The organism is Streptomyces sp. NPDC026659 (assembly GCF_040638245.1).
Taxonomy (GTDB): Bacteria; Actinomycetota; Actinomycetes; order Streptomycetales; family Streptomycetaceae; genus Streptomyces.
In genome coordinates this window covers 513,605-540,257 of the sequence record NZ_JBEZXY010000001.1, presented here as the reverse complement: position 1 = coordinate 540,257, position 26,653 = coordinate 513,605, and the positions used below count along the sequence as shown (strand labels likewise).

Annotated in this window: 21 protein-coding genes; 12 read left to right on the top strand and 9 right to left on the bottom strand. The window is 71.9% G+C overall.

Translation table 11 applies throughout. From position 1 onward, the window contains the following. Positions 1–17: 17 nt before the first annotated feature. The 3 genes from ccrA to AB0E91_RS02495 form a co-directional block, all read right to left on the bottom strand. Positions 18–1,361 carry a crotonyl-CoA carboxylase/reductase gene (gene ccrA / locus AB0E91_RS02505; RefSeq protein ID WP_361773938.1) on the bottom strand — a complete coding sequence of 448 codons (1,344 nt, stop codon included), beginning with the start codon at positions 1,359–1,361 and terminating at the stop codon, positions 18–20. A 436-nt stretch (positions 1,362–1,797) separates the two neighbouring features. After that, a complete protein-coding gene (locus AB0E91_RS02500; protein WP_361773935.1) occupies positions 1,798–2,637 on the bottom strand; it encodes a TetR family transcriptional regulator in 840 nt (279 codons plus the stop codon). A gap of 307 nt (positions 2,638–2,944) precedes the next feature. Next, positions 2,945–4,750: a 3-hydroxyacyl-CoA dehydrogenase family protein gene (locus AB0E91_RS02495; RefSeq protein WP_361773932.1), complete on the bottom strand. Its 1,806-nt coding sequence runs from the start codon at positions 4,748–4,750 to the stop codon at positions 2,945–2,947. A gap of 396 nt (positions 4,751–5,146) precedes the next feature. Between AB0E91_RS02495 and AB0E91_RS02490 the strand changes: the two genes are divergently transcribed. After that, positions 5,147–5,731: an adenylosuccinate lyase gene (locus tag AB0E91_RS02490; protein ID WP_361773929.1), complete on the top strand. Its 585-nt coding sequence runs from the start codon at positions 5,147–5,149 to the stop codon at positions 5,729–5,731. Between the two features lie 7 nt (positions 5,732–5,738). Here the strand turns inward: AB0E91_RS02490 and AB0E91_RS02485 are convergent, their stop codons facing one another. The 3 genes from AB0E91_RS02485 to AB0E91_RS02475 form a co-directional block, all read right to left on the bottom strand. Continuing rightward, entirely contained in the window at positions 5,739–6,254 is a 516-nt protein-coding gene (locus tag AB0E91_RS02485) for a GNAT family N-acetyltransferase (RefSeq protein WP_361773925.1), read from the bottom strand. Between the two features lie 56 nt (positions 6,255–6,310). Next, complete coding sequence (locus tag AB0E91_RS02480) at positions 6,311–7,879, bottom strand: alpha/beta hydrolase (RefSeq protein WP_361773922.1); 1,569 nt, start codon at positions 7,877–7,879, stop codon at positions 6,311–6,313. 168 nt (positions 7,880–8,047) lie between these two features. Next, complete coding sequence (locus AB0E91_RS02475; protein ID WP_361773919.1) at positions 8,048–9,097, bottom strand: Rv2578c family radical SAM protein; 1,050 nt, start codon at positions 9,095–9,097, stop codon at positions 8,048–8,050. Between the two features lie 169 nt (positions 9,098–9,266). Here AB0E91_RS02475 and AB0E91_RS02470 point away from each other — a divergent pair, with 169 nt between their 5' ends. The 6 genes from AB0E91_RS02470 to AB0E91_RS02445 all read left to right on the top strand — a co-directional run bounded on the left by AB0E91_RS02470 (position 9,267) and on the right by AB0E91_RS02445 (position 18,119). Next, complete coding sequence (locus AB0E91_RS02470; RefSeq protein ID WP_361773916.1) at positions 9,267–9,710, top strand: SRPBCC family protein; 444 nt, start codon at positions 9,267–9,269, stop codon at positions 9,708–9,710. Between the two features lie 228 nt (positions 9,711–9,938). Then, positions 9,939–12,299 carry an MFS transporter gene (locus AB0E91_RS02465; RefSeq protein WP_361775135.1) on the top strand — a complete coding sequence of 787 codons (2,361 nt, stop codon included), beginning with the start codon at positions 9,939–9,941 and terminating at the stop codon, positions 12,297–12,299. Positions 12,300–12,453: 154 nt separating this feature from the next. Further along, positions 12,454–14,946, top strand: coding sequence for a SpoIIE family protein phosphatase (locus AB0E91_RS02460; protein WP_361773913.1), 2,493 nt, complete (start codon positions 12,454–12,456; stop codon positions 14,944–14,946). Between the two features lie 107 nt (positions 14,947–15,053). Beyond that, positions 15,054–15,773 carry a class I SAM-dependent methyltransferase gene (locus AB0E91_RS02455; protein ID WP_361773910.1) on the top strand — a complete coding sequence of 240 codons (720 nt, stop codon included), beginning with the start codon at positions 15,054–15,056 and terminating at the stop codon, positions 15,771–15,773. Positions 15,774–15,944: 171 nt separating this feature from the next. Then, entirely contained in the window at positions 15,945–17,675 is a 1,731-nt protein-coding gene (gene ctaD, locus AB0E91_RS02450) for a cytochrome c oxidase subunit I (protein WP_361773907.1), read from the top strand. Between the two features lie 3 nt (positions 17,676–17,678). After that, complete coding sequence (locus AB0E91_RS02445; protein WP_361773904.1) at positions 17,679–18,119, top strand: hypothetical protein; 441 nt, start codon at positions 17,679–17,681, stop codon at positions 18,117–18,119. 136 nt (positions 18,120–18,255) lie between these two features. Here the strand turns inward: AB0E91_RS02445 and AB0E91_RS02440 are convergent, their stop codons facing one another. The 3 genes from AB0E91_RS02440 to AB0E91_RS02430 form a co-directional block, all read right to left on the bottom strand. Beyond that, entirely contained in the window at positions 18,256–18,828 is a 573-nt protein-coding gene (locus AB0E91_RS02440; protein ID WP_361775132.1) for a hypothetical protein, read from the bottom strand. A 30-nt stretch (positions 18,829–18,858) separates the two neighbouring features. Then, positions 18,859–19,857 carry an NAD-dependent epimerase/dehydratase family protein gene (locus AB0E91_RS02435; protein ID WP_361773901.1) on the bottom strand — a complete coding sequence of 333 codons (999 nt, stop codon included), beginning with the start codon at positions 19,855–19,857 and terminating at the stop codon, positions 18,859–18,861. A 168-nt stretch (positions 19,858–20,025) separates the two neighbouring features. Then, positions 20,026–20,619 carry a CGNR zinc finger domain-containing protein gene (locus tag AB0E91_RS02430; protein ID WP_361773898.1) on the bottom strand — a complete coding sequence of 198 codons (594 nt, stop codon included), beginning with the start codon at positions 20,617–20,619 and terminating at the stop codon, positions 20,026–20,028. Between the two features lie 159 nt (positions 20,620–20,778). On the opposite strand from AB0E91_RS02430, the gene AB0E91_RS02425 reads away from it, so the two are divergent. The 5 genes from AB0E91_RS02425 (at position 20,779) to AB0E91_RS02405 (ending at position 26,649) form a co-directional block, all read left to right on the top strand. Next, entirely contained in the window at positions 20,779–21,228 is a 450-nt protein-coding gene (locus AB0E91_RS02425) for a hypothetical protein (RefSeq protein ID WP_361773895.1), read from the top strand. Further along, positions 21,225–22,079, top strand: a complete 855-nt coding sequence (locus tag AB0E91_RS02420; protein WP_361773892.1) for an MBL fold metallo-hydrolase — start codon at positions 21,225–21,227, stop codon at positions 22,077–22,079. The genes AB0E91_RS02425 and AB0E91_RS02420 overlap by 4 nt, the downstream gene beginning before the upstream one ends. A gap of 470 nt (positions 22,080–22,549) precedes the next feature. Then, positions 22,550–23,383 carry a M55 family metallopeptidase gene (locus tag AB0E91_RS02415; RefSeq protein ID WP_361773889.1) on the top strand — a complete coding sequence of 278 codons (834 nt, stop codon included), beginning with the start codon at positions 22,550–22,552 and terminating at the stop codon, positions 23,381–23,383. After that, positions 23,376–24,680 carry a M20/M25/M40 family metallo-hydrolase gene (locus AB0E91_RS02410; protein ID WP_361773886.1) on the top strand — a complete coding sequence of 435 codons (1,305 nt, stop codon included), beginning with the start codon at positions 23,376–23,378 and terminating at the stop codon, positions 24,678–24,680. Before AB0E91_RS02415 ends, AB0E91_RS02410 begins: the two co-directional genes overlap by 8 nt. Positions 24,681–24,684: 4 nt before the next feature. Further along, the gene (locus tag AB0E91_RS02405; RefSeq protein ID WP_361773883.1) at positions 24,685–26,649 is read left to right on the top strand and encodes an LpqB family beta-propeller domain-containing protein; all 1,965 of its coding nucleotides are present in this window, start codon (positions 24,685–24,687) and stop codon (positions 26,647–26,649) included. Positions 26,650–26,653: the final 4 nt, after the last annotated feature.

Genomic DNA, 26,653 nt, shown 5'->3' with positions numbered 1-26,653 from the left:
TGTGGCCTCCGCCGCTCTCAGACGTTCCGGAAGCGGTTGATGGCGTCGATGTGCTCGGCGCGCATCTCCGGGTCGCGCACGCCCAGACCCTCCTCGGGGGCCAGGCACAGCACGCCGACCTTGCCCTGGTGGGCGTTGCGGTGCACGTCGTGCGCGGCCTGCCCGGTGTCCTCCAGGGAGTACACCTTCGACAGGGTGGGGTGGATCTTGCCCTTGGCGATCAGGCGGTTGGCCTCCCACGCCTCGCGGTAGTTGGCGAAGTGGGAGCCGATGATGCGCTTGAGCGACATCCACAGGTAGCGGTTGTCGTACTCGTGCATGTAGCCCGAGGTCGAGGCGCACGTGGTGATGGTGCCGCCCTTGCGCGTGACGAAGACGCTCGCGCCGAAGGTCTCGCGGCCGGGGTGCTCGAAGACGATGTCGATGTCCTCGCCGCCGGTCAGCTCACGGATGCGCTTGCCGAAGCGCTTCCACTCCTTCGGGTCCTGGGTCCGCTCGTCCTTCCAGAACTTGTAGCCCTCGGCATTGCGGTCGATGATCGCCTCGGCGCCCATCGAGCGGCAGATGTCCGCCTTCTGGTCGCTGGAGACGACACAGATCGGGTTGGCGCCGCCGGCCAGCGCGAACTGGGTGGCGTACGAGCCGAGTCCACCGCTCGCGCCCCAGATCAGCACGTTGTCGCCCTGCTTCATCGCCGCGCCGTTGCGCGAGACGAGCTGGCGGTAGGCGGTGGAGTTGACCAGGCCGGGGGCGGCGGCCTCCTCCCAGCTGAGGTGGTCCGGCTTCGGCATCAGCTGGTTGGACTTGACGAGCGCGATCTCCGCCAGGCCGCCGAAGTTGGTCTCGAAGCCCCAGATGCGCTGCTCGGGGTCGAGCATCGTGTCGTTGTGGCCGTCCGAGGACTCCATCTCGACGGAGAGACAGTGCGCGACGACCTCGTCACCGGGCTTCCAGGCATTGACGCCGGGGCCGGTGCGCAGGACGACGCCCGCGAGGTCGGAGCCGATGATGTGGTACGGCAGGTCGTGCCGCTTGGCCAGCTCGTTGGTGCGGCCGTAGCGCTCCAGGAACCCGAACGTGGACAGCGGCTCGAAGATCGAGGTCCACACGGAGTTGTAGTTGACGGAGGAGGCCATCACGGCCACCAGCGCCTCGCCCGGGCCGAGTTCCGGGAGCGGGACGTCGTCGAGGTGGATCGACTTGCGGGGGTCCTTGTCGCGGGTCTCGAGGCCCGCGAACATCTCGGTCTCGTCCTTGTGCACGGTGATCGCGCGGTACGAGTCGGGGAGCGGCAGGGCGGCGAAGTCCTCGGACGTGGCGTCCTGCGACTGGATCGCGGCCAGGATGTCCTTCACGGTCACGGTAGTGCCTCCGGCGGTGAGTGCCCCGAGGGAAGGGCACTGGCGGTTCGTCGGTGGTGCGGGAGTGCTGCTGAGGGTGCGAGAGGTGGGCCGGGGTTCCGGCGGGGTGCTTCGGCAGCGCTGGGTGGCGCGGGAGGGTGCCTGTGACGCAGGCGTCCGGGCGCACAAGCCGCGTGAGGCTTGCGGGGACAGCCGACGCACGAAGGGACTCTGCGCGCCGGCCGCCCGGACACTCTCAACGTATGACACCGCGTGTCAGTCGGCAAGGCACTGAGTGCCAAAAAACGGACTCAAATGAAATCTTCACTTAACAAATGAGCGATGATCGATCGAACGGGGGTCCGAAAACCGATGGAAACGGCCGTGGGGAACCAATCCGGGCACGCAAAACGGCCACCCCGGAGGGTGGCCGTCGTCGCGCGGGTGGGGCGGGGGCTCAGCGGGCCTTCAGCGCCTCCTCGATGGTCCGCATCACCTCGTCCAGCGGGGCGTCGGTACGCGCGACCGTCACCAGGACCTCGCCCTGCGCCGAGACCGCGGCCGGCGCGGTGGCCGTCCCGGCGGGGGTTCCGGCGGCCGTCCCGGGCGAGGTGCCCCGCCCGGCGCCGATGCCCGTGCCGAACGTCTTGCGGACGATCGCGAAGGCGTGGTCGAGCTGAGCCTCCACGTCGCCCTGGCCGTCGGCCCGCAGCCAACGCCGCAGCACATGGTTGTGCGCGGTGACCACGGCGGACGCGGCGACCTCGGCGAGCAGCGGGTCGTCGTTGGCGTCGTCGGCGTGCGCGTGCTCGTCGAAGTGGCCGAGCAGATAGCGGGTGAACAGCCGCTCGTAGCGCGCCACGGAGGCGATCTCGGCCTCGCGCAGCGTGGGCACCTCGCGCGTCAGCCGGTAGCGGGCCACCGAGATCTCCGGCTGCGCCGCGTACATCTTCATGACTTCCTTGATGCCCCGGCACACCGTGTCGAGCGGATGCTCGTGCGCGGGCGCCGCGTTGAGGACCGCCTCGGCCCGTACCAGGGTGTCGTCGTGGTCCGGGAAGATCGCCTCCTCCTTGGAACGGAAGTGGCGGAAGAAGGTACGACGGGCGACCCCGGCCGCGGCCGCGATCTCGTCGACGGTGGTCGCCTCGTACCCCTTCGTCGCGAAGAGCTCCATCGCGGCGGCCGCCAGCTCCCGGCGCATCCTGAGCCGCTGGGCGGCCGCGCGGCCGCCCGCGGCACTCTCCGGAGTGTCGGGCGTGGCGGGTGTACGTGAGGACCTGGCGGGCTGGGACATGCCCCGAACGTACTGCATGGAGCCACTTTCACGCGCGGGCCCGGGGGTTGGAGCGGAGCCCGCGGTGGGCGCCTCCGGGGAGGCCGGCGTCGTGCCGGGTGCGGAGTCGGCCGCCGAGTCCGGTGCCGGGGGACGCCCGCTCCCGCGCTGTGCGCGACCGCCCCTGCCCGCCGGGCGGCCGCGCCTGCCCGGTGCGCGCCCGCCCCCGCCCGCCGGAGCGGCAGGCCGCCCGGCGGTGGGGGAGAAGCCGCCGGGATCGAGCAGTCCGCCCCACTCCGGCTCCGTGCGGCCGCGGCCCCGTGCTCCGTCAGCGGCGGGCATACTCGCGGAAACCGCGGCCGGTCTTGCGGCCGAGGCAGCCCGCCGCCACCAGGTGCTCGAGCAGCGGGGCCGGGGCGAGACCCGGGTCGCGGAACTCGCGGTGCAGCACCTTCTCGATGGCCAGGGACACGTCCAGGCCCACCACGTCGAGGAGTTCGAACGGGCCCATCGGGTAGCCGCCGCCGAGCTTCATCGCCGCGTCGATGTCGTCGAGGGTCGCGTAGTGCTCCTCGACCATCTTCACCGCGTTGTTGAGGTACGGGAACAGCAGCGCGTTCACGATGAACCCGGCGCGGTCGCCGCAGTCCACCGGGTGCTTGCCGATCCGCGCGCAGACCTCGCGGACCGTCGCGTGGACGTCCTCGCCGGTCAGCACCGTGCGCACGACCTCGACCAGCTTCATCGCCGGGGCCGGGTTGAAGAAGTGCATCCCGATCACGTCCTGCGGCCGCGAGGTCGCGCGGGCACAGGCGACCACGGGCAGCGAGGAGGTGGTGGTGGCGAGGACCGCGCCCGGCTTGCAGACCTTGTCCAGCGCCTGGAACAGCTGCCGCTTGACGTCCAGGTCCTCCGCGATCGCCTCGACGGCCAGGTCGACGTCCGCGAACGCCTCGTACGAACCCGCCGGGACGATCCGGTCCAGGATTCCGGCGGCCGCCTCCTCGGTCAGCCGGCCCTTGGCCACCGAGCGCGAAAGCGACTTGCCGATACGGGACTTGGCGGACTCCGCCTTCTCCTCGGTACGAGCCGCGAGGACCACGTCGTACCCCGCCTTGGCGAAGACCTCCGCGATGCCGGACGCCATCGTGCCCGACCCGGCGACACCGACGGAGCGCACGGTACGGCCCTGCGCACCGGTGCTCCCGGCGGCCGGGGTCAGGGCGTCGGGGACCACCTCGGCGCTGCCCGGCGCCGCGTAGGTGTAGAAGCCGCGGCCCGCCTTGCGGCCGGTCAGGCCCGCCTCGCTGAGCTGCTTCAGGATGGGCGCGGGGGCGTGCAGCCGGTCGCGGGACTCGGCGTACATGGCGTCCAGGACGGTGCGCGCGGTGTCCACGCCGATCAGGTCGAGCAGCGCGAGCGGGCCCATCGGCAGCCCGCAGCCGAGCCGCATCGCCGCGTCGATGTCCTCGCGGGAGGCGTACCGGGCCTCGTACATCGCGGCGGCCTGGTTGAGGTAGCCGAACAGCAGGCCGTCCGCGACGAAGCCGGGCCGGTCACCCACCGCGACGGGCTCCTTGCCCAGCTCCACCGCGAGGTCGGTCACGGCGGCCACCGCCTGCGGCGCGGTCAGCACCGAGGAGACCACCTCGACCAGCTTCATCGCCGGGGCCGGGTTGAAGAAGTGCAGCCCGAGCACGCGTTCCGGACGGGCCGAACCGGCGGCGAGCCGGGTCACCGACAGGGCGTTGGTCCCGGTCGCCAGGATCGTCTCCGGGCGCACCACGGCGTCCAGTTCACGGAAGATCTGCTGCTTGATCTCGTACGACTCCGGCGCCACCTCGATCACGAGGTCGGCGTCGGCGACCGCCGAGAGGTCCGTCGAGGTGCGCACCCGGGCGAGAAGGCCGGCACGCTCCTCCTCGGACAGCCGGCCACGCGCCACGGCACGGGCGGTGGAGGCCTCCAGGGCGGAGACGGACCGGGCGGCCTGGGCCGCGCTGATGTCGACGCCGATCACCTCGCGGCCGGCCCGGGCGAGCACCTCGGCGATGCCGGTGCCCATGGTGCCGAGGCCGACCACGGCGACCGTACGCAGCGGGGAAGGGGAGGGGTGGGACAGGGGAGTGGCCATCACGGGACTCCAGAAAGGGTGACGACGAGGGAACGCGCCGGGTGCGCCGAGGGGCGCACGCCGGAGCCGAGTCGATGCGGATGTTCCGGTCGATGCGGGTGTTCCGGGCTGCGAGCGCACACGCCCGGTGCCGTCCTCGCGGGTCACGCACAGACCCGCGAACGGCGGTGTGCCGACCGGCCCTGTCCCGGAGCCGGGTCGTACAGCGGGTACCGAGGTACCTGACATGCCGATCGCCCACGACGGCCGCGTCACCAGACCGCCGCAAGCGGAGCGCGAGTGGGTAACTCGCTCGTCTGAGCTTAACCAGTGAGTAACGAGCGCGCCAGACCTGTGCGAGGGCGGGACTTTGTGATGTACCTCCCCAAGGCCGTGTGACGTGCCTAATCTGAATCCGTGGACGAAGAGTTGCGACTGCTCACGGAGCGCTTACGGCAGGAGTCGCGCGGCGCGGCGGCCTGCGAACGCCTGCTGGAGACCGAGGACCACGACGAGCTGGCACAGGTCCTCACCGCGCCCGGACAGCCCCTGTGGGCAAGGGAGTTGGCCGCCTTCCGGCTCGGCAGTGCCGGGGACCGCCGGGCCTTCGAGTCCCTGGTCCTGCTCCTCAACCACCGCGACCCGCCCCGCTGCGCCGCCGCCGCGACCGCGCTGGCCCGCCTCGGCGACCCGCGCACCGCCCGCGCGGCCGCCGCCCTCGCCACCAACGAACTCCGCGTCGCCTACGCCCTCCACCCGGTCCGGCTCCTGGTCGAACTGCGCGCCCCCGAGTCCGTGCCCGCGCTCATCACCACCCTGGAACGCAGGCTGCGCCCGCACGACCCCTACCGGCGCGTGGCCCTGGCCTGCGTGGAAGGGCTGGGGAAGCTGGCCGACCCGCGCGCCAGGCGGGTGCTCAACGAGGCCCTCGCGCATCCGGTGCTCGCGGAGGCGGCGGTGGGGGCGCTGGCGCGCATCCCCCGCCAGAAGAAGTCGAGTTGACGACGCGTCACTTCACGTAGCGGACCTCGAAGACCCGCGCGCCGCCGGCCTCGAAGGACTGCTCGGTGCCGTCGGGGCGGAAACCGGCGCGCTCGTAGAAGCGGCGGGCGCGGGAGTTTCCCGTCAACACCCAGAGATACACGCGCGGATAGGCCGCGCACCGGTCGGCCACCTCGGCGAGCAGCGCCCGCCCGATCCCGCCGCCGAGGTGCGCCGGGTCGATGTAGAGGGCGTACAACTCGCCGTTTCCGTCGGGCACTTCACCCTCTCGCCCGGGCCCGTACGCCGCCCAGCCGAGCACCTCGCCGTCCCGCTCGGCGACCAGGTTCACACCCTCGCCGCGCCCGAACCGAGCCCGCCGCAGCTCCGCGTCCTCCTCGACGCTCAGCTTGTCCAGATAGGCGTCCGACACGATGTCCCGGTACGCCTGCTGCCAGCCGCGTACCCGGATCTCCGAGACGCGGTGGCAGTCGGTGAGTTGCATGGGGCGGATGTCGAGCGGGGAGCGCGGGGAGTGGGTCATGGCGGCACCCTAGGGAAGATCCCCGGGGTGCCGCGTGCGGTTTTCGCCTGTGCGGGTCAGCGGCGGAAGCCCAGCAGCCCGTGCAGGGTGGAGCCCCGGGCCACCGTGGCGGCGCGCTTCGCCGTGCGGGGTGCGGGTTCCGGTTCCGGGGACTTCGCGCAGGTGGCGTCGACGAGCCCCCGGCCGCGCGGGACCGTGCCGTCGGTCAGATAGTCCGCGAGGTACTTGTCCAGGCAGTCGTTGCCGCTCAGCGTGACACCGTGGTTTCCGCCGCCCTCCTCGACCACCAGGCTGGAGTGGGCCAGCAGCCGGTGCGCCATGACGCCCCCGGCGTACGGGGTCGCCGCGTCGCCCGTCGCCTGGAAGAGCAGCGCGGAGGGCAGCGTGCCGTTGGCGACGTTCACCGGCTGCCGCGGACCGGCCGGCCAGAAGGCACAGGGCGCGTTGTACCAGGTGTTGTTCCAGGTCATGAACGGTGCCTTCGCGTGCGTCCGCCAGGTGTCCCGCTCCCAGCGCGACCAGTCCCGGGGCCAGCCCGCGTCCCGGCACTGCACCGCCGTGTAGACGCTGTACCCGTTGTCGCCCGAGGGGTCCACCGCGGCGAGCTTCTCGTACGCGGCCACCAGCGGGGCGGTCTTCCTGTCGCGGACGTAGGCGGAGAACGCCTCGGCCAGCGTGGGCCAGTAGCCGTCGTAGTAGCCGCCCGGCATGAAGGTGTCCTCCAACTCGGAGGCGCCCACCTTGCCCCCGGCGGGCTTCTTCGCGAGGGCGGCGCGCATCGCGTACCACTTCGCCTCGACCTTCGCCGGGTCGGTGCCGAGCCGGTACGCCGTGTCGTTCCTGGCGATCCAGGCCATCAGGGCGCGGTGGCGGTCGTCGAAGGCGAGGTCCTGGGCGAGGTTGTCCTCGTACCAGACGCCGGTCGGGTCCACGATCGAGTCGAGGACCAGACGGTGCACCCGCCGCGGGAAGAGCTTGGCGTAGACCGCGCCGAGGTACGTGCCGTAGGAGTAGCCGAAGTAGCTGATCCGGGGCGCGCCGAGGGCCGCGCGGACCGCGTCCATGTCCCGCACGGTGTCCACGGTGTTGATGTACGGCAGCACGTCCGCGTGGGCGCGGGCGCAGGCGGTGGCGAAGGCGCGGGCCCGCTCCACGTTCCTCCGCTCCAGCGCGGGGGTGCTCGGCACGCTGTCGGGGCGTACGGGGTCGAAGTGGCCGGGCGCGCAGTTCAGGGCGGGGGTGCTCTTGCCGACGCCGCGCGGGTCGAAGCCGATCACGTCGTACCGCGCGGCGACCTTCTTCGGCAGCGAGGACGCGACGAACCCGGCGAGCGAGAGGCCGCTGCCGCCGGGGCCGCCGGGGTTGACCAGCAGCGGGCCCTGGGAGGTCTTCGCGGTGTGCGGGACGCGCGAGAGGGCGAGGGTGACCTGCGGTCCGTCCGGGCGGGTCCGGTCCAGGGGGACCTTCAGGGAGCCGCACTGGAGGGTCGGGGACGCGCCGGTGCCGCAGTTTTTCCAGGTGATCGCCGCCTTGCCCCTGGCGGGCGCGGCCTGGGCGTGGGCGCTCGTGAGCGAGGTCGCCAGCACGGCGGTGGCCGCGCACAGCACGGCTGCGCGTGTTCTCAAGGAGTCCTCCCGGGTACGGCGTGCGGCGCGAACCGCGTCGGCCGCGGTCCACGCCGCATCGTCCCGGACGGAGCCTCCCCGCGAACGTGTCTTCGCCGGACTTGACCCGATCGGGTCGCGTGATGCGCTCGAACGCGCCGGGTGGTCTGCGTGAGCGCGCCGGGTGGCCTACATGAGGGTGAGCTGGGTCGGCTCGGTGTGCTCCTGCTCTCCGCGGTGTTCCGGCTCCCGGCGCACGCCCCGCGTCGCGCTCGCGCGGGCCGGGCCGATGCCGTACTCGCGGGCCAGTTCGTGGACCTGGCGGGTGACACGGCGCTGGTACCAGGTGGGGGCGTAGGACCCGCGGCCGTACATGCGCTCGTAGCGCGGGACCAGGTGGGGGTGGTGCCGGGCGAGCCAGGCCATGAACCACTCGCGGGCGCCGGGGCGCAGATGCAGCACCAGCGGGGTCACGGAGGTGGCGCCGGAGGCGGCGATCGACCGTACCGTGGCGCGCAGTTGCTCCGGTTCGTCGCTGAGGAACGGGATGACCGGGGCCATCAGCACCCCGCAGCCGATGCCCCGCTCGGCCAGGGCGCGTACGACGTCCAGGCGCCGTTCGGGGGCGGGGGTGCCCGGCTCCACCGTGCGCCACAGCGTGGGGTCCGTGAAGCCGACGGAGACCGAGACGCCGACGTCGGTCACCTCGGCGGCGCGGGCCAGCCGGTCCAGGTCGCGCAGGATCAGGGTGCCCTTGGTGAGGATCGAGAAGGGGTTCGCGTACTCGGTGAGGGCGTCGATGATGCCCGGCATCAGCCGGTACCGGCCCTCGGCACGCTGGTAGCAGTCCACGTTGGTGCCCATCGCCACGTGCTCGCCGTGCCAGGTGCGCGCGGCGAGCTGGCGGCGCAGCACCTCGGGGGCGTTGACCTTGACGACGATCTGGCTGTCGAACCCGAGGCCGGTGTCGAGGTCCAGATAGCTGTGCGTCTTGCGGGCGAAGCAGTACACGCACGCGTGCGAGCAGCCCCGATACGGGTTCACCGTCCACTCGAACGGCATCCGCGAGGCCCCCGGCACCCGGTTCAGCACCGAACGGGCACGCACCTCGTGGAAGGTGATGCCCGCGAATTCCGGTGTGTCGAAGGTGCGGGTCACGACGGCGCCCGCTTCGAACAGCGCGCCGTCGGGGGTCCGGCCGTGACCACCGGACTCGTCGGTCAGGTTCTCCCAGCGCATGACGCCTCCTCGGTAGCTCGGCACCCAGAATAGAACATGTGTTCCCATGATCGGGTGAGCCGGTGCGTGAGCCCCCGTGCGCCCGGTTCGGCCGCCCCCGATTTGGGTGCCCGGCCCCCCGGGTGGTTGGCTTGGCCGAAGCTCAGGAACCAGGTCGTGGAGGAAAGCGATGGCGCAGGTCGAGGCCACTACGGAACGGATCGTGGCGGCGGACGCCGAGACGGTGTTCGACACGCTCGCGGACTACCGCGACGGCCGCCCCCAGCTGCTCCCCGAGCACTTCAGCGAGTACGAGGTGCGCGAGGGCGGCGACGGCGAGGGCAGCCTCGTGCACTGGAAGCTCCAGGCCACCAGCAAGCGTGTGCGCGACTGCCTGATGGAGGTCAGCGAGCCCACCGACGGTGAACTGGTCGAGAAGGACCGCAACTCCACCATGGTCACCACCTGGCGGGTCACCCCGGCCGGCGAGGGCAAGTCCCGCGTCGTCGTGACCACCACCTGGAAGGGTGCCGGCGGCATCGGCGGCTTCTTCGAGCGCACCTTCGCGCCCAAGGGTCTCGGCCGGATCTACGGCGCGATCCTCGACAACCTCGCCGCCCAGGTGGAGAAGTAACCCCGCTCGCCTCAATCCCCTTCCGGTGAAAGGGCGTTGTGCCCCTCACCGGTTCGGGTGATCTCGGCTTCGCCCGAGCTTTGGCCGTAACTCGCCGTACTTGTTCGCAGTTGTCCTGTAACGCGGGAAATGTGCGACAAGTGCGACGAGGGGAGCGGTCACGTGGCCGGGACGACGCTGGTGCGGGACGAGCCGGACGAGGGGGTCGCCGCGACGGTCCCGATCCCGATCCCGGCCGAGCGGGCGGACACGGAACCGCCGGCTCCCGGGTCCGGCCTCGGTCTCGGACCGCGCCGGGTGCGGCTGGTCTTCCTCGGGCTGATGTGCGCGCTGCTCCTCGCCGCACTCGACCAGATGATCGTCGCCACCGCGCTGCCGAAGATCGTCGGTGAGCTGCACGGCCTGGACAAGATGTCCTGGGCGATCACCGCCTACCTGCTGACCTCCACCATCGGCCTGCCGCTCTACGGCAAACTCGGCGACCTCTTCGGCCGCAAGGGTGTCTTCCTCTTCGCCATCGTGGTCTTCGTCGTCGGCTCCGCGCTCGCCGGACGCGCCCAGAGCATGGACCAGATGATCGCCTTCCGCGCCGTCCAGGGCGTCGGCGCGGGCGGCCTCATGATCGGCGTGCAGGCGATCATCGCGGACATCGTGCCGCCCCGGCAGCGCGGCCGCTACATGGGCCTGATCGGCGCCGTGTTCGGCCTCGCCTCCGTCGCGGGCCCCCTGCTCGGCGGCTACTTCACCGACCACCTCTCGTGGCGCTGGTGCTTCTACATCAACATCCCCTTCGGCCTCGTCACCCTCGCCGTCGTCGCCGTCGTCCTGAAGCTGCCCCGCCCGCGCGTACGGGCCCGCCTCGACGTGCCCGGCGCCCTGCTGCTCGCCGCCGCCTCAACCTGCCTGGTGCTGCTGACCAGTTGGGGCGGAACCGAGTACGCCTGGGGCTCCCGGCAGATCCTCGGACTCGGCGCGGGCGCGCTCGCCTCGATCGCGCTCTTCCTCGTCGCCGAGCGCTTCGCCGCCGAACCCCTCATCCCGCTACGGCTGTTCAGGGACTCCGTCTTCAACGTCTCAGGACTCGTCGGCCTGGTGATCGGCGTCGCCCTCTTCGGCGCGGCCAGCTATCTGCCGACCTTCCTCCAGATGGTCGACGGCGCCAGCGCCACCGAGTCCGGGCTGCTGATGCTGCCCATGATGGCCGGAATCGTCGGCGCCTCCATCATCGGCGGCCAGCTCATCAGCCGCACCGGCCGCTACCGCCTCTACCCGCTGCTCGGCAGCGCCCTCGCCGCGGTCGGCATGTGGCTGCTCTCGCTGCTCGAAGTGGACACCTCCCGCCTGGAGTACAGCGTCTGGATGGCCGTCCTCGGCACCGGCATCGGCCTGGTCATGCCCGTCCTCGTCCTCGCCGTCCAGAACTCCGTACGCCCGGCCGACCTCGGCACCGCCACCAGCGCCAACAACTACTTCCGGCAGATCGGCGGCAGCGTCGGCGCGGCCATCTTCGGCACCCTCTTCGCCAACCGGCTCACCGACGCCCTGCGCGAGGACCTCCCGCCGGGTGCCGGAGCCAGGCTCCCCGACGCGCAGTCCATCACCCCGCAGCTCGTCCACGCGCTGCCCCCGGGCCTGCGCGACGCCTACATCCGCGCCTACGCCGACGCGATGCCCCGGATCTTCCTCTACCTGGTCCCGGTGCTCGTCCTCGGCCTCGTCATCGCCTTCTTCCTCAAGGAGAAACCGCTGGTGTCCCACAACGCCCCCGCCACCGAGCCGGAGACGGCGCCGCTCAACTCCGCCGTACCGCACGCGCGTTCGCCGCACGCCGCCGGAATCCCCGTGTGCGGCACGGTGCAGCACCCCGACGGGACCGTGGTGCCGCGCGCGGCGCTCACCCTGATCGACGGCGCCGGACAGCAGATCGGCCGGGGCGCGAGCGGCGACGACGGCCGCTACGCGCTCGCCACCCCGGGCCCCGGGCCGTACGTCCTGATCGCCGCCGCCGGAGGCCACCAGCCGCAGGCCGTCTCCGTCACCGTCGGCGAACGTCCCGTCGAACTCGACGTGGTGCTCGGCGGCGCCGGACGCCTCGCCGGAAGCGTGGTCACCGCCGACGGCAGCCCCGTCCGCGAGGCCATCGTCACCCTCACCAACGTCCACGGCGAGGTCGTCGCCTCCACCCGCAGCGGACGCGAGGGGGGCTACGTCATCTCCGAACTCGTCGCGGGGGAGTACACCCTCGCCGCGAGCGCCCCCGCCTTCCGCCCCGCCGCGCTCCCGGTCTCCGTCCAGGCCGCGCGCGAGACCCGGCAGGACGTCGAACTCGCGGGCGGCGCCGTCCTCAAGGGCACCGTCCGGGCGACCGGCGGACGGGCCGTGGAGGACGCGCGGGTGACCCTCCTCGACGCCGCCGGGAACGTGGTCGACACGCTCACGACCGGCGCCGACGGCACCTTCCGGTTCGTGGACCTGTCCTCCGGGGAGTACACGGTGATCGCGGCCGGGTATCCGCCGGTCGCCACGGTCCTCCAGGTCGCGGGCGGAGGGCGTACCGAGCGGGATCTCCAGCTGGGGCACGAGGACTGAGGGGAGCGCACGCCGGGCGCGCGCGGGGCCGGCCGGTCCGGTGCGGGGCGACCAATTCCAGGAATCTCCCCACATCGCGACCGGCCGCCCCCGTACGGTAGTGGCGGGCGGCACAGATCGTTTGCGGACAGCCGTGGGAGAAAGGGCCTGGGTCATGGACCGTGCCAGCGAGCGGGACACACCTCCCGGCCGCGGCGCCGATGACACCGCGCCGGGCCGGATCCCGCTGGCCGTGGTGGTCGTCGACCGCGCCGGACTGGTCTCCCACTGGAGCAGCGGGGCCCGTCGACTGTTCGGTCCCGGCCGCGAGGAGGCGGTGGGCCGTCCGGCGGCCGATCTCCTGCCGGTCGCTGGGGCGCTGCCCGACGATCTGCCGGACGCGGCGCCGGCGCCCGGCGACCCCGGTGCCCACGACACGTACATCGATGAGGTGTACGACGGGCTCGGACCCGATCTGGAGGTATTGCTCGGGGACGGGACGGGGTATCCGAAGTCGGGGTGGGCGCGGCTGACTCCCGCGAAGGACGCGGAGAACGGGGACCCCGCCGAAGCCGGGCGGATCGACGTGCTCTGGTGGGCCTACCCGCTGGTCGGCCCCGGCCCCTCCCGGCTGCTGGTCCTCGCCGCCGACGCGACCCGGCTGCGCACCGAGCGCGGCCACGCGGACGAGACCACCGAGCGCATCGCGCCCGGCTTCGCCCGCCACACCGAACTCCCCGACTCCGACGAACTGGCCCGCCGGCTCCCCGAGATCCTGCCCGGCATGGGTCCGGGACTCAGCGCCCGCATCGTCTCCCAGGTGCTCGAACTCGGCTATCCCGTCCTGGAGTTCAGCCAGTCGGACCGGGTGCCCGTCACCCCGTACTGGGGCGTGCCGCGCAGGGCGGGCCGGGTGCGCGTTGACAGCGTTGTCCCCGCCCGGCGCAGCGCACCCGTGATCCCCGCCGGAGCCGAACACGACCTGGAGTACGCGGCCGTACGCGAGCGGCTGGAATTCCTCAACGAGGTCAGCTCGGCCATCGGCACCTCCCTCGACCTCGGCGCCACCATCCGCGAGGTCACCAGCGCCGCCGTACCCCGCTTCGCGGACTTCGCCGGTACGCATCTGCGCGCCGCCGTGCTCGCGGGCGAGGGCTTCCCGGACGGCCCGCCCGACGCCACCACCGACATGCACCGCGTCTGGGTCGAGCACAACGACGAACCCGGCCGCTGGGACGACACCGTGCCGGTCGGCGAGTCCTTCGCCTTCCCCGAACACACCCCGTTCTACAAGTGCATGGTCACCGGCGAGCCGGTGCTCATCCCGAGGGTCACCGACGAACTGTCCGAGCGCATCTCCGGCGAGTTCGAGAAGCGCGACCTCAGGCCGCTCATCGGCGGCCGCTCCCTGCTGATCGTCCCGCTCAAGGCCCGCAACGTCGTCCTCGGGTTCATGGTGCTGATGCGCCGCCCGGACCGGCCCGCCTTCGACGACATGGACCGCACCACCGGCGCCGAACTCGCCGCCCGCGCCGGGCTCGTGCTCGACAACGCGCGCATGTACACCTACCAGGAGAACGTCGCCGACACCCTCCAGGACAGCATGCTGCCGCAGGTCACCCCGCGCATGGCCGGGTGCGACGTGGCCACCCGCTATCTGCCGGGCACCCGGCTCGGACGGATCGGCGGCGACTGGTTCGACACCATCAAACTGCCCGGCTCCCGCACCGCCCTCGTCGTCGGCGACGTGATGGGCCACGGCCTCAACTCGGCCGCGATGATGGGCCAGTTGCGCACCGCCGTCCAGACCATGGCGGCGATGGCCACCCCGCCCGCCCAACTCCTGCGCAACCTCGACGACTTGGCCCGGCGCCTCGGCGAGAACTACCTCGCCACCTGTCTCTACGCCGTCTACGACCCGATCCGCGGGGATCTCCAGCTCGCCAACGCCGGACACATCCCGCCCGTCCTGGTCCGCGCGGAGGACGGCAGCAGCACCCTGCTCGACCTGCCCACCGGCGCGCCCATCGGCGTGGGCGGGGTGCCCTTCGAGGCCGATGTGATCCGGGTGGCGCCCGGCGACCGGCTGGTGCTGTGCACCGACGGCCTGGTCGAGGTGCGCGGCACCGACATCGGGGAGGGCCTGGCCGCGCTCTGCGAGTCCGCCGCGCACCCCGCCGCCTCGATGGACGCCGCCTGCGACACCATCATCCGCGCCCTCAACACCCGGGGCGGCCGCAAGGACGACGTCGCTCTGCTGATGGCCCGGCTCAACGGCATCCCCGACGACCATGTGGCCGAGTGGCAGCTGGAGGCCGACCCGCGCGAGGTGGCCCGCGCCCGTCGGCTGGTCGCCGACCGGCTGCTGGAGTGGGGGCTGCCGCAGGCCGTCGACACGGCCCGGCTGCTCGTCAGCGAGGTCGTCACCAACGCCGTACGGCACGGTGGGGGCGGTTCGGTCGGGCTGCGGGTGGTGCGCACCGACGCGCTGCTCTTCGAAGTCACCGACGCGGAACCGGAGTTGCCCCGACTGCTCGCCGCCGGGCCGGAGGACGAGGAGGGGCGGGGGCTGCGTGTGGTGAGCCGGCTGGCGCGGGAGTGGGGCGCGAGCGGGAGCGGGCACCGGAAGACGGTGTGGTTCGAGGTGGGGTTGGGCGGGCGTTCGTAACATTCCGTAAAACCGGTCGCGCATCCCGTAAAGGTGTCTTCCGGCCTCTTGCCCGGGCGGCGGCGGGCGCGATATCCCGAGCACGCCACCGACTTGGGGAGATCGCGATGAACGTGTCCGACAACTACCGTTCCAATTGGGAGAGTTACTGGGAGGAGACGCCCGACGAGGGAGGCTCCGCCATCTGGGACGCCGACCCGTCCCTCTCCGCCGGACCGCACAGCGAACTCCTCCTGCCGCACGCCGACTTGGGCCGCGTCATCGTGGACCTCGGCTGCGGCAACGGCACCCAGACCCGCTATCTTGCCACCCGGTTCGCCCGCGCGGTGGGCGTCGACCTCTCGCACGCCGCCGTCGAGCACGCCCGCCGGGCCGCCAAGGACGACGCGGTGGAGTTCGAGCAGCTCGACCTCACGGACTTGGCGGCGGTGCGGGAACTGCACACCCGGCTGGGGGACAGCAACGTGTACATGCGTGCCGTCATCCACCAGAGCGAGCCCGAGGCACGGCCCGCCGTCGCCGCCGCCGTGGCCGAGCTGATCGGCAGCGCGGGGCGGGCGTTCGTGGTCGAGCTGACCTCGGAGTCGCGTGAGGTGCTCCAGCGCGCGGCCGCCGGTCCGGACGGACCGCCGCCCAAGCTGCGCCGCGTCTTCCACCACCGCCTCAAGCCCGCCGACGCGCCGGACGAGGAGATCCCGCGGCTGCTGGGGGAAGCGGGGCTGGAGATTCTGGCCACGGGGGAGACGGTCCTGCCGCAGACGGAGTACTTCCCGGACGGGACGCGGATCGATCTGCCCGCGCGGTGGTTCGTGCTGGCGGGGCGTTAGGACCGGGCCGATCGGCGCAGTGCCGTTGGTCCCGGCCGTTGGGTGAGGCCGGGACCGTTCGCCCCTATCGGGCCGGGGGTACCCAGCGACGATCATGTGGCGGCGGCCGGGAGACGCCGTACCCATCCCTCACCCGTACGCGCCTCCCCGGCCCCACCGTCACAAGAGCAGATGGGGAGGCACCGTCCGGTGGACGAGGCACAGGTCGATCAGGGGACGAGCGCGGAGCGGACACCTCCGACTGTTCGTGAGGAGGCCGGCGGGTCCGGCGGGTCCGGCGTGGCCGTGCGGAGGCCGGGGCGGCCGACGTGGGTGGAGTGGCTGACGACCACCGACCACAAGAAGATCGGGACGCTGTATCTGGTCTCCGCGCTCGTGTTCTTCATCGTCGGCGGGGTCCTGGCGCTGCTGATGCGGGCCGAACTGGCCCGGCCCGGGCTCCAGATCATGTCGAACGAGCAGTTCAACCAGGCGTTCACGATGCACGGCTCGATCATGCTGCTGATGTTCGCGATGCCGCTGTTCACGGGCTTCGCGAACTGGCTCATGCCATTGCAGATCGGCTCGCCGGACGTGGCCTTCCCCCGGCTGAACATACTGGCCTACTGGCTGTTCCTGTTCGGCTCCTCCATCGCCGCGTTCGGCTTCCTCACCCCGGGCGGGGCGGCCGACTTCGGCTGGTTCCTCTACGCCCCGCTCTCGGACGCGGTGCACTCGCCGGGGCTGGGGGCCGACCTGTGGATCATGGGCGTGGCCCTGTCCGGGTTCGGCAGCATCCTCGGCGCGGTCAACTTCATCACCACGATCATCTGCATGCGTGCGCCCGGCATGACGATGTTCCGGATGCCGATCTTCACCTGGAACGTGCTGCTGACCGCGCTGCTGGTCCTCATCGTGTTCCCGGTGCTGGCGGCGGCGCTCTTCGCGCTGGAGATGGACCGCAAGTTCGGCTCACACGTCTTCGACGCGGCCAACGGCGGGGCGCTGCTGTGGCAGCACCTGTTCTGGTTCTTCGGGCATCCCGAGGTGTACATCCTGGCGCTGCCGTTCTTCGGGATCGTCTCGGAGATCATTCCGGTGTTCGCCCGCAAGCCCATGTTCGGCTACATGGGGCTGGTGGCCGCCACCATCGCCATCGCGGGCCTCTCGGTGACCGTATGGGCGCACCACATGTATGTCACCGGGGGTGTGTTGCTCCCGTTCTTCTCCTTCATGACGTTCCTGATCGCGGTGCCCACCGGGGTCAAGTTCTTCAACTGGATCGGCACCATGTGGAAGGGCTCGCTGTCCTTCGAGACGCCGATGCTGTGGACCACCGGCTTCCTGATCACGTTCGTCTTCGGCGGCCTGACCGGTGTCATCCTCGCCTCACCCCCGATGGACTTCCACCTCTCCGACTCGTACTTCGTGGTGGCCCACTTCCACTACACGGTCTTCGGCACGGTCGTGTACGCCATGTTCGCCGGCTTCCACTTCTGGTGGCCCAAGTTCACCGGCAAGATGCTGGACGAACGCCTCGGCAGGATCACCTTCTGGACCCTCACGGTCGGCTTCCACACGACCTTCCTGGTCCAGCACTGGCTGGGCGCCGAGGGCATGCCCCGCCGCTACGCGGACTACCTCGCGGCCGACGGCTTCACCGCCCTGAACACCCTCTCGACCATCGGCTCGTTCCTCCTCGGCCTGTCGGTCCTGCCCTTCTTCTACAACGTCTGGAAGACCGCGAAGTACGGCGAGCCGGTGGACGTCGACGACCCCTGGGGCTACGGCCGCTCCCTGGAATGGGCGACCTCCTGCCCGCCCCCGCGCCACAACTTCACCTCCCTCCCTCGCATCCGCAGCGAATCCCCCGCCTTCGACCTCCACCACCCGGAGATCGCCGCGATCGAGGCGGTGCACTGAGCCGTGACCCACCTGGTCCTGGGCGCGAGCGCCACCCTCATGACGGCGGCGGGCTCCGCCTGGTACGTCCCCGCGTACGCCGCCCTCCGCGCGGGCGCCGACCGCCCGACCTCCCACCGCACGGCGGCGACGGCGTGCCTGACGGGCTGGGCCACGCTGGGTGGATCGGCGGTGACGCTGCTCCTGACGGAGGGCTGGTGGCCGGTCACCGCGATCCTCGCGGCGGGCGCGGTGACGACGACAGCCGTCCGGTTCCGTGCCGTGGTCCTCCGCCGCCGTGAGTCCAAGGAGGCCGCCCGCGACTGGGCCGAACTGCACGCGACCCCACCCCTGCCCACCCCGCCCCGTCCCCGCGCGCTCCTCGTCACCGCTCTCTGCATGGCGGCGGCGATGTCGACGGGGGTGGCGGCGCTGGTGACGGCGTACGGAGTGGGGGCCGACTGAGGAGACGCGCGACCCGGGGTCAGCGACCCGGGTTCAGCGGCCGCCCGCACGATCTCGATGGCGAGGACGCCCAGGCCCTCCTTCTCGGGCGGATGGATCTCCCGGATGTCCGCGAGCGGCCGGGCGGGGCGGCCGTTCATGGGGCGGGTGGCTCCTGGTGGCTGGTGCGTTCGTGACGCGGTCGGACTGACTCGACCGGGTCGACGTTCCACGTCTCGGGCAGGTCTTCGCCGCAGAAGACGCAGACGAAGTCGTTCTCGCGCACGATGTTGTGCTCCTGGCATCCGGGGCAGCGCCGGAACACGATCCCGTGCGTGAAGCCGTCCGGGCGCGCGAGCCCCGCGCGGCCGAGGGCGTCGGACACCGCCGGCCAGGAGCTGGTGTCCGGGCAGTAGCCGGTCGAGTGGTTGGTGACGTAGGTCGCGGCCCATGCCGCCGCCACCTGGGCGAACGCGATCTCTCCAGCGCCCAGCACCGGATCTCCGCCCGCGCACGCCACATGCTCGCTCCGGCGTGGCGCTAGGCGGAGCGCGCCGTCCATCCCGACCACGAAGGTGAACGGCTCGGCGAGTTCGGCCGTGGACTGCTCGGCGGCCCAGGCGCCGAAGTCGGCGGCCGAGCCGATCCGGCGCCCTTCGCTGCCGGGCCGGACCGCGGCCCTCAACTCGGCAGGGCCCACGTACCGGTAGCCCCGTCCGCGCGGGGTCACGTGGGCCAACTCAGGCCACTCCTCCCGGAGTCAGACAAGCCCGTCGCCCAGCTTCTCCAGTAACTCCCGCTCGCGTTCCGCGCTGAGGCCCGCTCGCCTGGGGCGGTCCAGGCCCTGTTCGCGTTCCCAGGCCAGGGTGTCGAGCAGGAGTTCCGCGCGGGTGCGGTGGCGCAGACCGGTGGCGTACGCCGCTTTGCCGTTCCGGGTGGACCAGCCGTCGTGCCCGGGGGAGGCCAGCCACTGAGGGAGGGACTCGGGGCCCATGTACTCCGCGACGCCGTTCGCGAGGAGCCAGTCCGAACCGGCGGGGACCAGGGGGCCGACGTGCCCGGCGACGGTGCGGGCGACATGCAGCCACTCGGTGAAGGGGACGACGGGGCCGACGGCGTTGTAGGTGCCGGTGACGCCGGACTCGGCGGAGTCGAGGAGCCATGCGACGAGGTCCCGTACGTCGATCACCTGGGTCGGCATGGTGGGGGTGTCGGGGATCAGCAGGGGGCCCTGCCGGTCGCGGGCGGAGCGGGCGGCCCAGTAGCCGGAGCGTCCGGTGTGGTCGCCGGGGCCGCCGATGAGACCGGCGCGGGCGATCAGGAGGCGGTCGCCCACGGCGGCGGCCGACGCCTGCTCGCAGGCGACCTTCGCCTCGCCGTACGACGCGCGGTCGGCCTCGGCGCCCTCGGCCGGCGGCAGGAGGGGCGCGGACTCGTCCGCGTCCGGTACGTCGTGGGAGGCGTACGCGCTGACGGAGGAGACGTAGGTCCAGTGCCGGGCCCTGCCGCCCAGCGCGGCGAGCGACTCCCGGACGAAGCCCGGCTGCCAGGAGACCTCCACGACCTCGTCCCACTCGCGGTCCAGGAGCGGTGCGTACGCCGCCGGGTCGCGCCGGTCGCCGACCACCAGCTCCGCCCCGTCCGCGACCTCGCCGCTCTCCCCGCGCGCGAGACAGGTCACCCGATGGCCCCGCTCGATCGCCTGCCGCGACAACTCCCGGCCCACCCACGCTGTTCCGCCCAGCACCAAGATGTCCATACCGACAGCCAAGCAGTGCCGGAGGCCGACGCCCAGCCGGGTTCGCCGACAGCGGAGCGATGGGGGCGCCCTCCATGTGCGGGGCACACACGTATCCGCTGGGCGTCATGGCCCCCGCACACAGGGGCCGTTGGCCCATACCCGGACACCCCCGTCACAGGGGCGAGCCTAGGGAGTGTCGCCCCGACGCCGTCGGCGGGCTGCGGCGAGATTGGTCCGATTCCCGCAGGTGCGGACGTCGTGCCAGATCCGGCTGTTGTTGTTGCTCGCGTCGTAGAAGGCGATGCCGCAACTCGGGTAGGCGCAGGCCTTCAGCCGCCGCCAAACGCCCGTGCGCTGGGCGAGGAGGAGCTCGGTCAGCACCAGTGCCGCAACCCCGCGCCAGCCGGCGGCTGTGGTCGTGTAGACGATGCGGCCATCGGCGCCGAGCTCCAGGGCCACTGGTGCCGGCGCCAGTACGACCGTGTCGGCTTCGCCATGCCCGGCCAGCGTTCGGATCGACTCCCGAAAGCGTCGTAGTGCGGACAGGTCGCGCCGACTGAGCGAGAGGTCTGGAGCTTCAAGCCCGGTGGCGCTCGACCATTGGCCGAGCGCGGCCTGCAACCATCGGTTCGCCGCATCCTCGGAGGCGAGCAGATCCTCGATCGATGAATCCGCGGCAGCGGGGCGGGACGAGGTGTTGATCAACTCCTGCACCAGAACCAGCCCGCCCGGTGCCGTGGCGCCAGGCAGTCGCAGACGAGCACGCGCCAACTGATTCACAGAGGCATCATATTCGAACCTCTGTCGCGGCAATCAGGGCCGCCGGTGCTTCTCTCCGCCTACCTGCATGCTCGGCGGCTCCCGGGACGGGAATAGATTGACGCAGGCATAGCGTCTTTACCTCTGTCATCGTGTTCCACGACTCAAGGAGAGACGAACATGACGACCTACTTGGGCAGCGGCGACGAGACGAAGCGCCGCACCGACTACACGCCCGCCTGGCTGGGCAATCTGGCCGAGGACGCGACGATGGAGGCATCGGTCCTGAACGGGATCGTCGAGGGCGCCGAGGCGATCCGGACGATCCTGTCGTTCGCGCGCACCCTCTACGACTTCCAGGACTTCAACTACGTCGGGGCATACGGCGAGAACGGCTTCGTCGAGGACTATTCCTCGATCGTGCACGGCCGGCCGATCGGCAGCGTGGTGACCGTGCGGTTCAACGACGCCGGACAGGCCCAGCACATCGTCATCAGCCATCGGCCGCTCGGCTCGGTATTGCTGTGGTCCCAGCTCATGGGCGATCACTTCGCGGGCACCCCGTACGCCCGCTTCTTTCTCACCACCGGCGCCATCGAGGCGCTCGCGAGCCTGGGGATCCAGGCATGAGCGTCAGCGGACTCTCCTACGACGTCCTGGTCTCCGGGCTCGCACCGGTTCGCGGCGACGCCCTGCCGAACGGCGATCCGCCCCACTGGTCGCCGCTCTCGCACACCCTCATCCACGGCCGGCAGACCGCGGCGCTCGTCGATCCGCCCATCACCCGCGCCCAGACGGACGCCCTCGGCGACTGGATCGAGACGCACGGGCGCGCCCTCACGCACATCTGCATCACCCACTGGCACGCCGATCACTGGCTGGGCGCCACCCAGCTGGTCCAGCGGTTCCCCGAGGCTCGGGTCTTCTCCTCGCCCGCCACGGTCGAACGGATTCGGGCCGCCGTCGCCGACGGATCAGTCCATCCGCTCTGGTCGGCACTGTTCGGCGACGAGCTGGCCGACAACGCAGCCCAGATCCAGATCGAGGCCGCTCCCTCCGACGGGTTCGACCTTGAGGGCCACGAGCTGATCCCCGTCGAGGCAGGCCACAGCGACACGGACGACACCACGGTTCTCCACGTCCCCTCGCTCGGCCTCGTGGTCGCCGGTGACGTGGTCTACAACAACGTCCACCAGTACCTGGCCGAGACCCCGAACGGCGGCTCGGAGGCATGGCACCAGGCTCTCGACATCGTGGCAGGCCTCAAGCCCGGCGCCGTCGTCGCCGGACACAAGGACCACACCCGCCCCGACCGACCCTCGGACATGGACGAGACCCGCCGGTACCTCGACGACATCACGGCTCTGCTCCAGACCGCGCCGACCCGACAAGCCTTCTTCGACGAGACGCTTCGCCGCTATCCCGGCCGAGTCAACCCGTACACCGTCTGGCTCAACGGCCTTCGGCTCCTCGAAACGTGAGGCTCATGAGCGTTCAGACAGTTCGGGACGCGCCTCAAGGAACAGCGGCACCAACATCGAGGCCAGGATCCCGAATACCAGCAGGCCGGCCCCGAGGCTCTCGTGGGCCTCCCGGCCGGCGCCCTCCTCGTCGACTGCCGCACCGTCCTGGATCCCGGCCCCTGGCGCAGGGCCGGCTGGACCGTCCACCAGTTGGGCCGACCCGGGGCGTAGCAGTCCCCCATGTGGTGGGGCACCCCTTTCAAGCCCCACCGCACGGGGAGACCAACCACAGGCGTCACGCCTGGCGGGCTCTCCGTATCCGCCCCGCCCACCCCCGTGATCAATCCCCCCACCTCCGCATACACTCACGCTGCCCTCCGGCACACCCGCCACGCCCGTGTGCTGCCGCCCGGCGGCGTGATCGTTGTCGACAATGGGGGCAGACGGGCTGTGACGGGTGTGGCGAGTGGGAGAGGACGGAACTGCGGGTGAAGATCCTCATCAGTGCGGACATGGAGGGTGCGACGGGTGTCACCTGGCCGGGGGATGTGTTGCCGGGGACGCCGCAGTGGGAGCGGTGCAGGGGGTTGTTCACGTCGGACGTGAACGCGGCGGCGGTGGGGTTCTTCGAGGGGGGTGCCGATGAGGTGCTCGTGAACGAGGCCCATTGGTCCATGCGGAACCTGCTGCTCGAGGACCTGGACGAGCGGGTGGAGATGCTCACCGGGCGGCACAAGTCGCTGTCCATGGTGGAGGGCGTGCAGCACGGGGACGTGGACGGGATCGCGTTCGTCGGGTACCACACGGGGGCGGGGATGGAGGGCGTCCTCGCCCACACCTACCTCGCCAACCAGATCACCGGCGTCTGGCTGAACGACGTCCGCGCGAGCGAGGGGCTGCTGAACGCGCACGTCGCCGCCGAGTACGGCGTCCCCGTCGTGCTCGTCACCGGAGACGACCTGGCCTGCGAGGACGCGCTCGGCTATGCGCCCGAGGCGCTGAAGGTGGCGGTCAAGGACCACGTGTCGCGGTACGCGGCCGTCTGCCGGACCCCGGCCCGCACCGCCGCCGACATCCGGGCCGCCGCCAGGGAGGCGACAGAGCTGGCGGTGCGTCAAGAGCCGCAGAACGCGGGCCCGTTCACCGTCGCCGTCGAGTTCGACGCCGAGCATCTCGCGCTGGCCGTCACCGTCGTCCCCGGGGTCACCCGCATCGGGGAGCGCAAGGTGGCGTACACCGCCGACACCATGTACGAGGGCATTCGCACGTTCAAGGCGGTCACCACGATCGCCTCGTCCGCCGTGGAGGAGCAGTATGGCTGACCAGCAGGCGCTGGACGAGGTGGTCGCGTTCACCTCGGAGCTGATCCGGATCGACACCACCAACCGGGGCGGCGGGGACTGCCGGGAGCGGCCCGCCGCGGAGTACGCGGCCGAGCGGCTGGCCGGGGCGGGGCTCGAACCGGTGCTGCTGGAGCGGACGCCCGGGCGGGGCAACGTCGTCGCCCGCATCGCGGGCACCGACCCGTCCGCCGACGCGCTCCTCGTCCACGGACACCTCGACGTGGTGCCGGCCGAGGCCGCCGACTGGAGTGTGGACCCGTTCTCGGGCGAGGTCCGCGACGGCGTGGTGTGGGGGCGCGGCGCCGTCGACATGAAGAACATGGACGCGATGATCCTGGCGGTCGCGCGCGCCTGGGCCCGGGAGGGCGTACGGCCGCGCCGGGACATCGTGATCGCGTTCACCGCCGACGAGGAGGACAGTGCCGTCGACGGCGCCGGGTTCCTCGCGGACACGCACCCGGAGCTGTTCGAGGGCTGTACGGAGGCCATCGGGGAGTCCGGTGCCTTCACCTTCCACGACGGCACCGGGCGCGAGATCTACCCCGTCGCGGCGGGGGAGCGCGGCACCGGCTGGCTGCGGCTCACCGCGCGCGGCCGCGCCGGGCACGGCTCGAAGGTGAACCGGGAGAACGCGGTGACCCGGCTGGCCGCCGCCGTCACCCGCATCGGCGAGTACGAGTGGCCGCTCCGCATCACCCCCACGGTCCGCGCCGCGCTCACCGAACTCGCCGCGCTCTACGGCCTGGAGGACGACCCGGACGACGCCGATCTGCTCCTGACCAAGCTCGGCCCGGCCGCCAAGCTGGTCGAGGCGACCGTCCGCAACAGCGCCAACCCGACCATGCTGGGCGCCGGTTACAAGGTCAACGTCATCCCCGGCGACGCGTCCGCCCACGTCGACGGCCGCTTCCTTCCCGGCACCGAGGACGAGTTCCGCGCCACCCTCGACCAACTCACCGGCCCCGACGTGGACTGGGACTTCGTCCACCGCGAAGTCGCCCTCCAGGCACCGGTGGACGCGCCGATCTACGCGCGGATGCGGGCCGCCGTGGAGGAGTTCGCGCCCGGCGCGCACGTCGTGCCGTACTGCATGTCCGGCGGCACCGACGCCAAGCAGTTCTCCCGGCTCGGCATCAAGGGCTACGGCTTCGCCCCGCTGCGGCTGCCCGAGGACTTCGACTACCAGGCGCTCTTCCACGGCGTGGACGAGCGGGTGCCCGTGGACGCGCTGCACTTCGGCGTCCGCGTCCTGGACCACTTCCTGCGAACGGCCTGAACGGATGGGGGAGGACATGATCGAGCAGGCGTACGGCAGTTGGCCCTCGCCCGTCGACGCGGCCCTGGCCGCCGCGCACGACGGGCACCCGGAGTGGGCCGGGTTCGTCGGCGACGAGGTGTGGTGGACCGAGCCCCGGCCCGCCGAGGGGGGTCGCCGCGCACTCGTCAGGCGCACGGCCGACGGCACCGAGGAGACGGTGCTGCCCGCGCCGTGGAACGTGCGCAACCGCGTCATCGAGTACGGCGGCCGCCCCTGGGACGCCGTGCCCCAGGACGGTCAACCCCTGCTGGTCTTCACCCACTTCGCGGACCAGCGGCTCTACGTCCGTGAACCCGGCGCCGAGCCACGCCCGTTGACCCCCCTCTCTCCGGTCGGCGGCGGACTGCGCTGGGCCGAGCCGCGCATCGACCTCGCCCGGGGTGAAGTCTGGTGCGTCCTTGAGGAGTTCACCGGTGAGGGGCCGGGCGATCTGCGCCGCGTCCTGGCCGCCGTACCGCTGGACGGCTCGGCCGCCGAGGACCGTACGGCCGTACGCGAACTCGCCCCGGAGCGGTACCGGTTCGTCACCGGGCCGCGTCTGTCGCCGGACGGGCGGCGGGCCGCGTGGCTCGGCTGGGACCATCCCCGGATGCCGTGGGAGGGCACCGAACTCCTCGTCGCCGAGGTCGGGGAGGACGGCCGTCTCGGCGAGTCCGCGGTCGTCGCGGGCGGGCCCGAGGAGTCCGTGACCCAGGTCGAATGGTCCGTCGACGGACGGCTGTTGTACGTCAGCGACCGCGACGGCTGGTGGAATCTCTACCGGGACGGAACCCCGCTGTGCCCGCGCGCGGAGGAGTTCGGCGGCCCGCTGTGGAAGCTGGGCCTGCGCTGGTTCGCGCCGCTGGACAACGGGCTGGTCGCCGTCCTGCACGGGCGCGGTGCCGCCGTGCTCGGGATACTCGATCCCGAGTCCGGCGAGGTGGCCGACGCGGCCGGACCCTGGACCGAGTACGCCCCGACGCTGACCGCGCACGGAGCTCGCGTCGTCGCCGTCGGCGCGAGTCCGCGCAGCGGGTACGAAGTCGTCGAACTGGACACCGTCACCGGGCGGGCCCGTGCCGTGGGCGCCCGTCACCGGGACGCCGTGGACCCCGCCTACTACCCCGAACCGCAGGTCCGCCTCTTCACCGGACCCGGCGGCCGCGAGGTGCACGCCCACGTCTATCCGCCGCAGCACCCCGAACGCGACGCCCCCGAGGGCGAGTTGCCGCCGTATGTGATCTGGGCGCACGGTGGTCCCACCAGCCGGGTGCCGCTCGTGCTCGACCTCGACATCGCCTACTTCACCTCGCGCGGCATCGGTGTCGCCGAGGTCAACTACGGCGGCTCCACCGGCTACGGCCGCGCCTACCGCGAGCGGCTGCGCGAGCAGTGGGGCGTGGTCGACGTCGAGGACTGCGCGGCCGTCGCCCTCGGCCTCGCGGACGAGGGCACCGCCGACCGGGACCGGCTCGCGATCCGGGGCGGCAGCGCGGGCGGCTGGACCGCGGCCGCCTCCCTGACCGGCACCGACGTCTACGCGTGCGGCACGATCAGCTACCCCATCCTCGACCTCGCCACCTGGGGCCCCGGCGACACCCACGACTTCGAGTCGCGCTACCTGGAGTCGCTGGTCGGACCGCTCCAGGAGGTGCCCGAGCGGTACGCCGAGCGCTCGCCGGTCACCCGTGCCGACCGGCTCACCGTGCCGTTCCTGCTGCTCCAGGGCCTGGACGACGTGATCTGCCCGCCCGTCCAGTGCGATCGCCTCCTTGCCGAACTCGCGGGCCGGGGCGTCCCGCACGCCTACCTCACCTTCGAGGGCGAGGGGCACGGCTTCCGACGTGCCGACACCCTCGTCCGCGCGCTGGAGGCCGAACTCTCCCTGTACGCCCAGGTGTTCGGGCTGGACGTGATGGACGTACCGACACTGGAGCTGGACGCATGAGAGA

Excerpts from the sequence above, each read along its gene's own strand:
- AB0E91_RS02500 (WP_361773935.1), bottom strand. The coding sequence starts at position 2,637 with ATGTCCCAGCCCGCCAGGTCCTCACGTACACCCGCCACGCCCGACACT.
- AB0E91_RS02495 (WP_361773932.1), bottom strand. The coding sequence starts at position 4,750 with ATGGCCACTCCCCTGTCCCACCCCTCCCCTTCCCCGCTGCGTACGGTC.
- AB0E91_RS02485 (WP_361773925.1), bottom strand. The coding sequence starts at position 6,254 with ATGACCCACTCCCCGCGCTCCCCGCTCGACATCCGCCCCATGCAACTC.
- AB0E91_RS02475 (WP_361773919.1), bottom strand. The coding sequence starts at position 9,097 with ATGCGCTGGGAGAACCTGACCGACGAGTCCGGTGGTCACGGCCGGACC.
- AB0E91_RS02470 (WP_361773916.1), top strand. The coding sequence starts at position 9,267 with ATGGCGCAGGTCGAGGCCACTACGGAACGGATCGTGGCGGCGGACGCC.
- AB0E91_RS02460 (WP_361773913.1), top strand. The coding sequence starts at position 12,454 with ATGGACCGTGCCAGCGAGCGGGACACACCTCCCGGCCGCGGCGCCGAT.
- AB0E91_RS02455 (WP_361773910.1), top strand. The coding sequence starts at position 15,054 with ATGAACGTGTCCGACAACTACCGTTCCAATTGGGAGAGTTACTGGGAG.
- ctaD (WP_361773907.1), top strand. The coding sequence starts at position 15,945 with ATGGGGAGGCACCGTCCGGTGGACGAGGCACAGGTCGATCAGGGGACG.
- AB0E91_RS02435 (WP_361773901.1), bottom strand. The coding sequence starts at position 19,857 with ATGGACATCTTGGTGCTGGGCGGAACAGCGTGGGTGGGCCGGGAGTTG.
- AB0E91_RS02425 (WP_361773895.1), top strand. The coding sequence starts at position 20,779 with ATGACGACCTACTTGGGCAGCGGCGACGAGACGAAGCGCCGCACCGAC.
- AB0E91_RS02420 (WP_361773892.1), top strand. The coding sequence starts at position 21,225 with ATGAGCGTCAGCGGACTCTCCTACGACGTCCTGGTCTCCGGGCTCGCA.
- AB0E91_RS02410 (WP_361773886.1), top strand. The coding sequence starts at position 23,376 with ATGGCTGACCAGCAGGCGCTGGACGAGGTGGTCGCGTTCACCTCGGAG.
- AB0E91_RS02405 (WP_361773883.1), top strand. The coding sequence starts at position 24,685 with ATGGGGGAGGACATGATCGAGCAGGCGTACGGCAGTTGGCCCTCGCCC.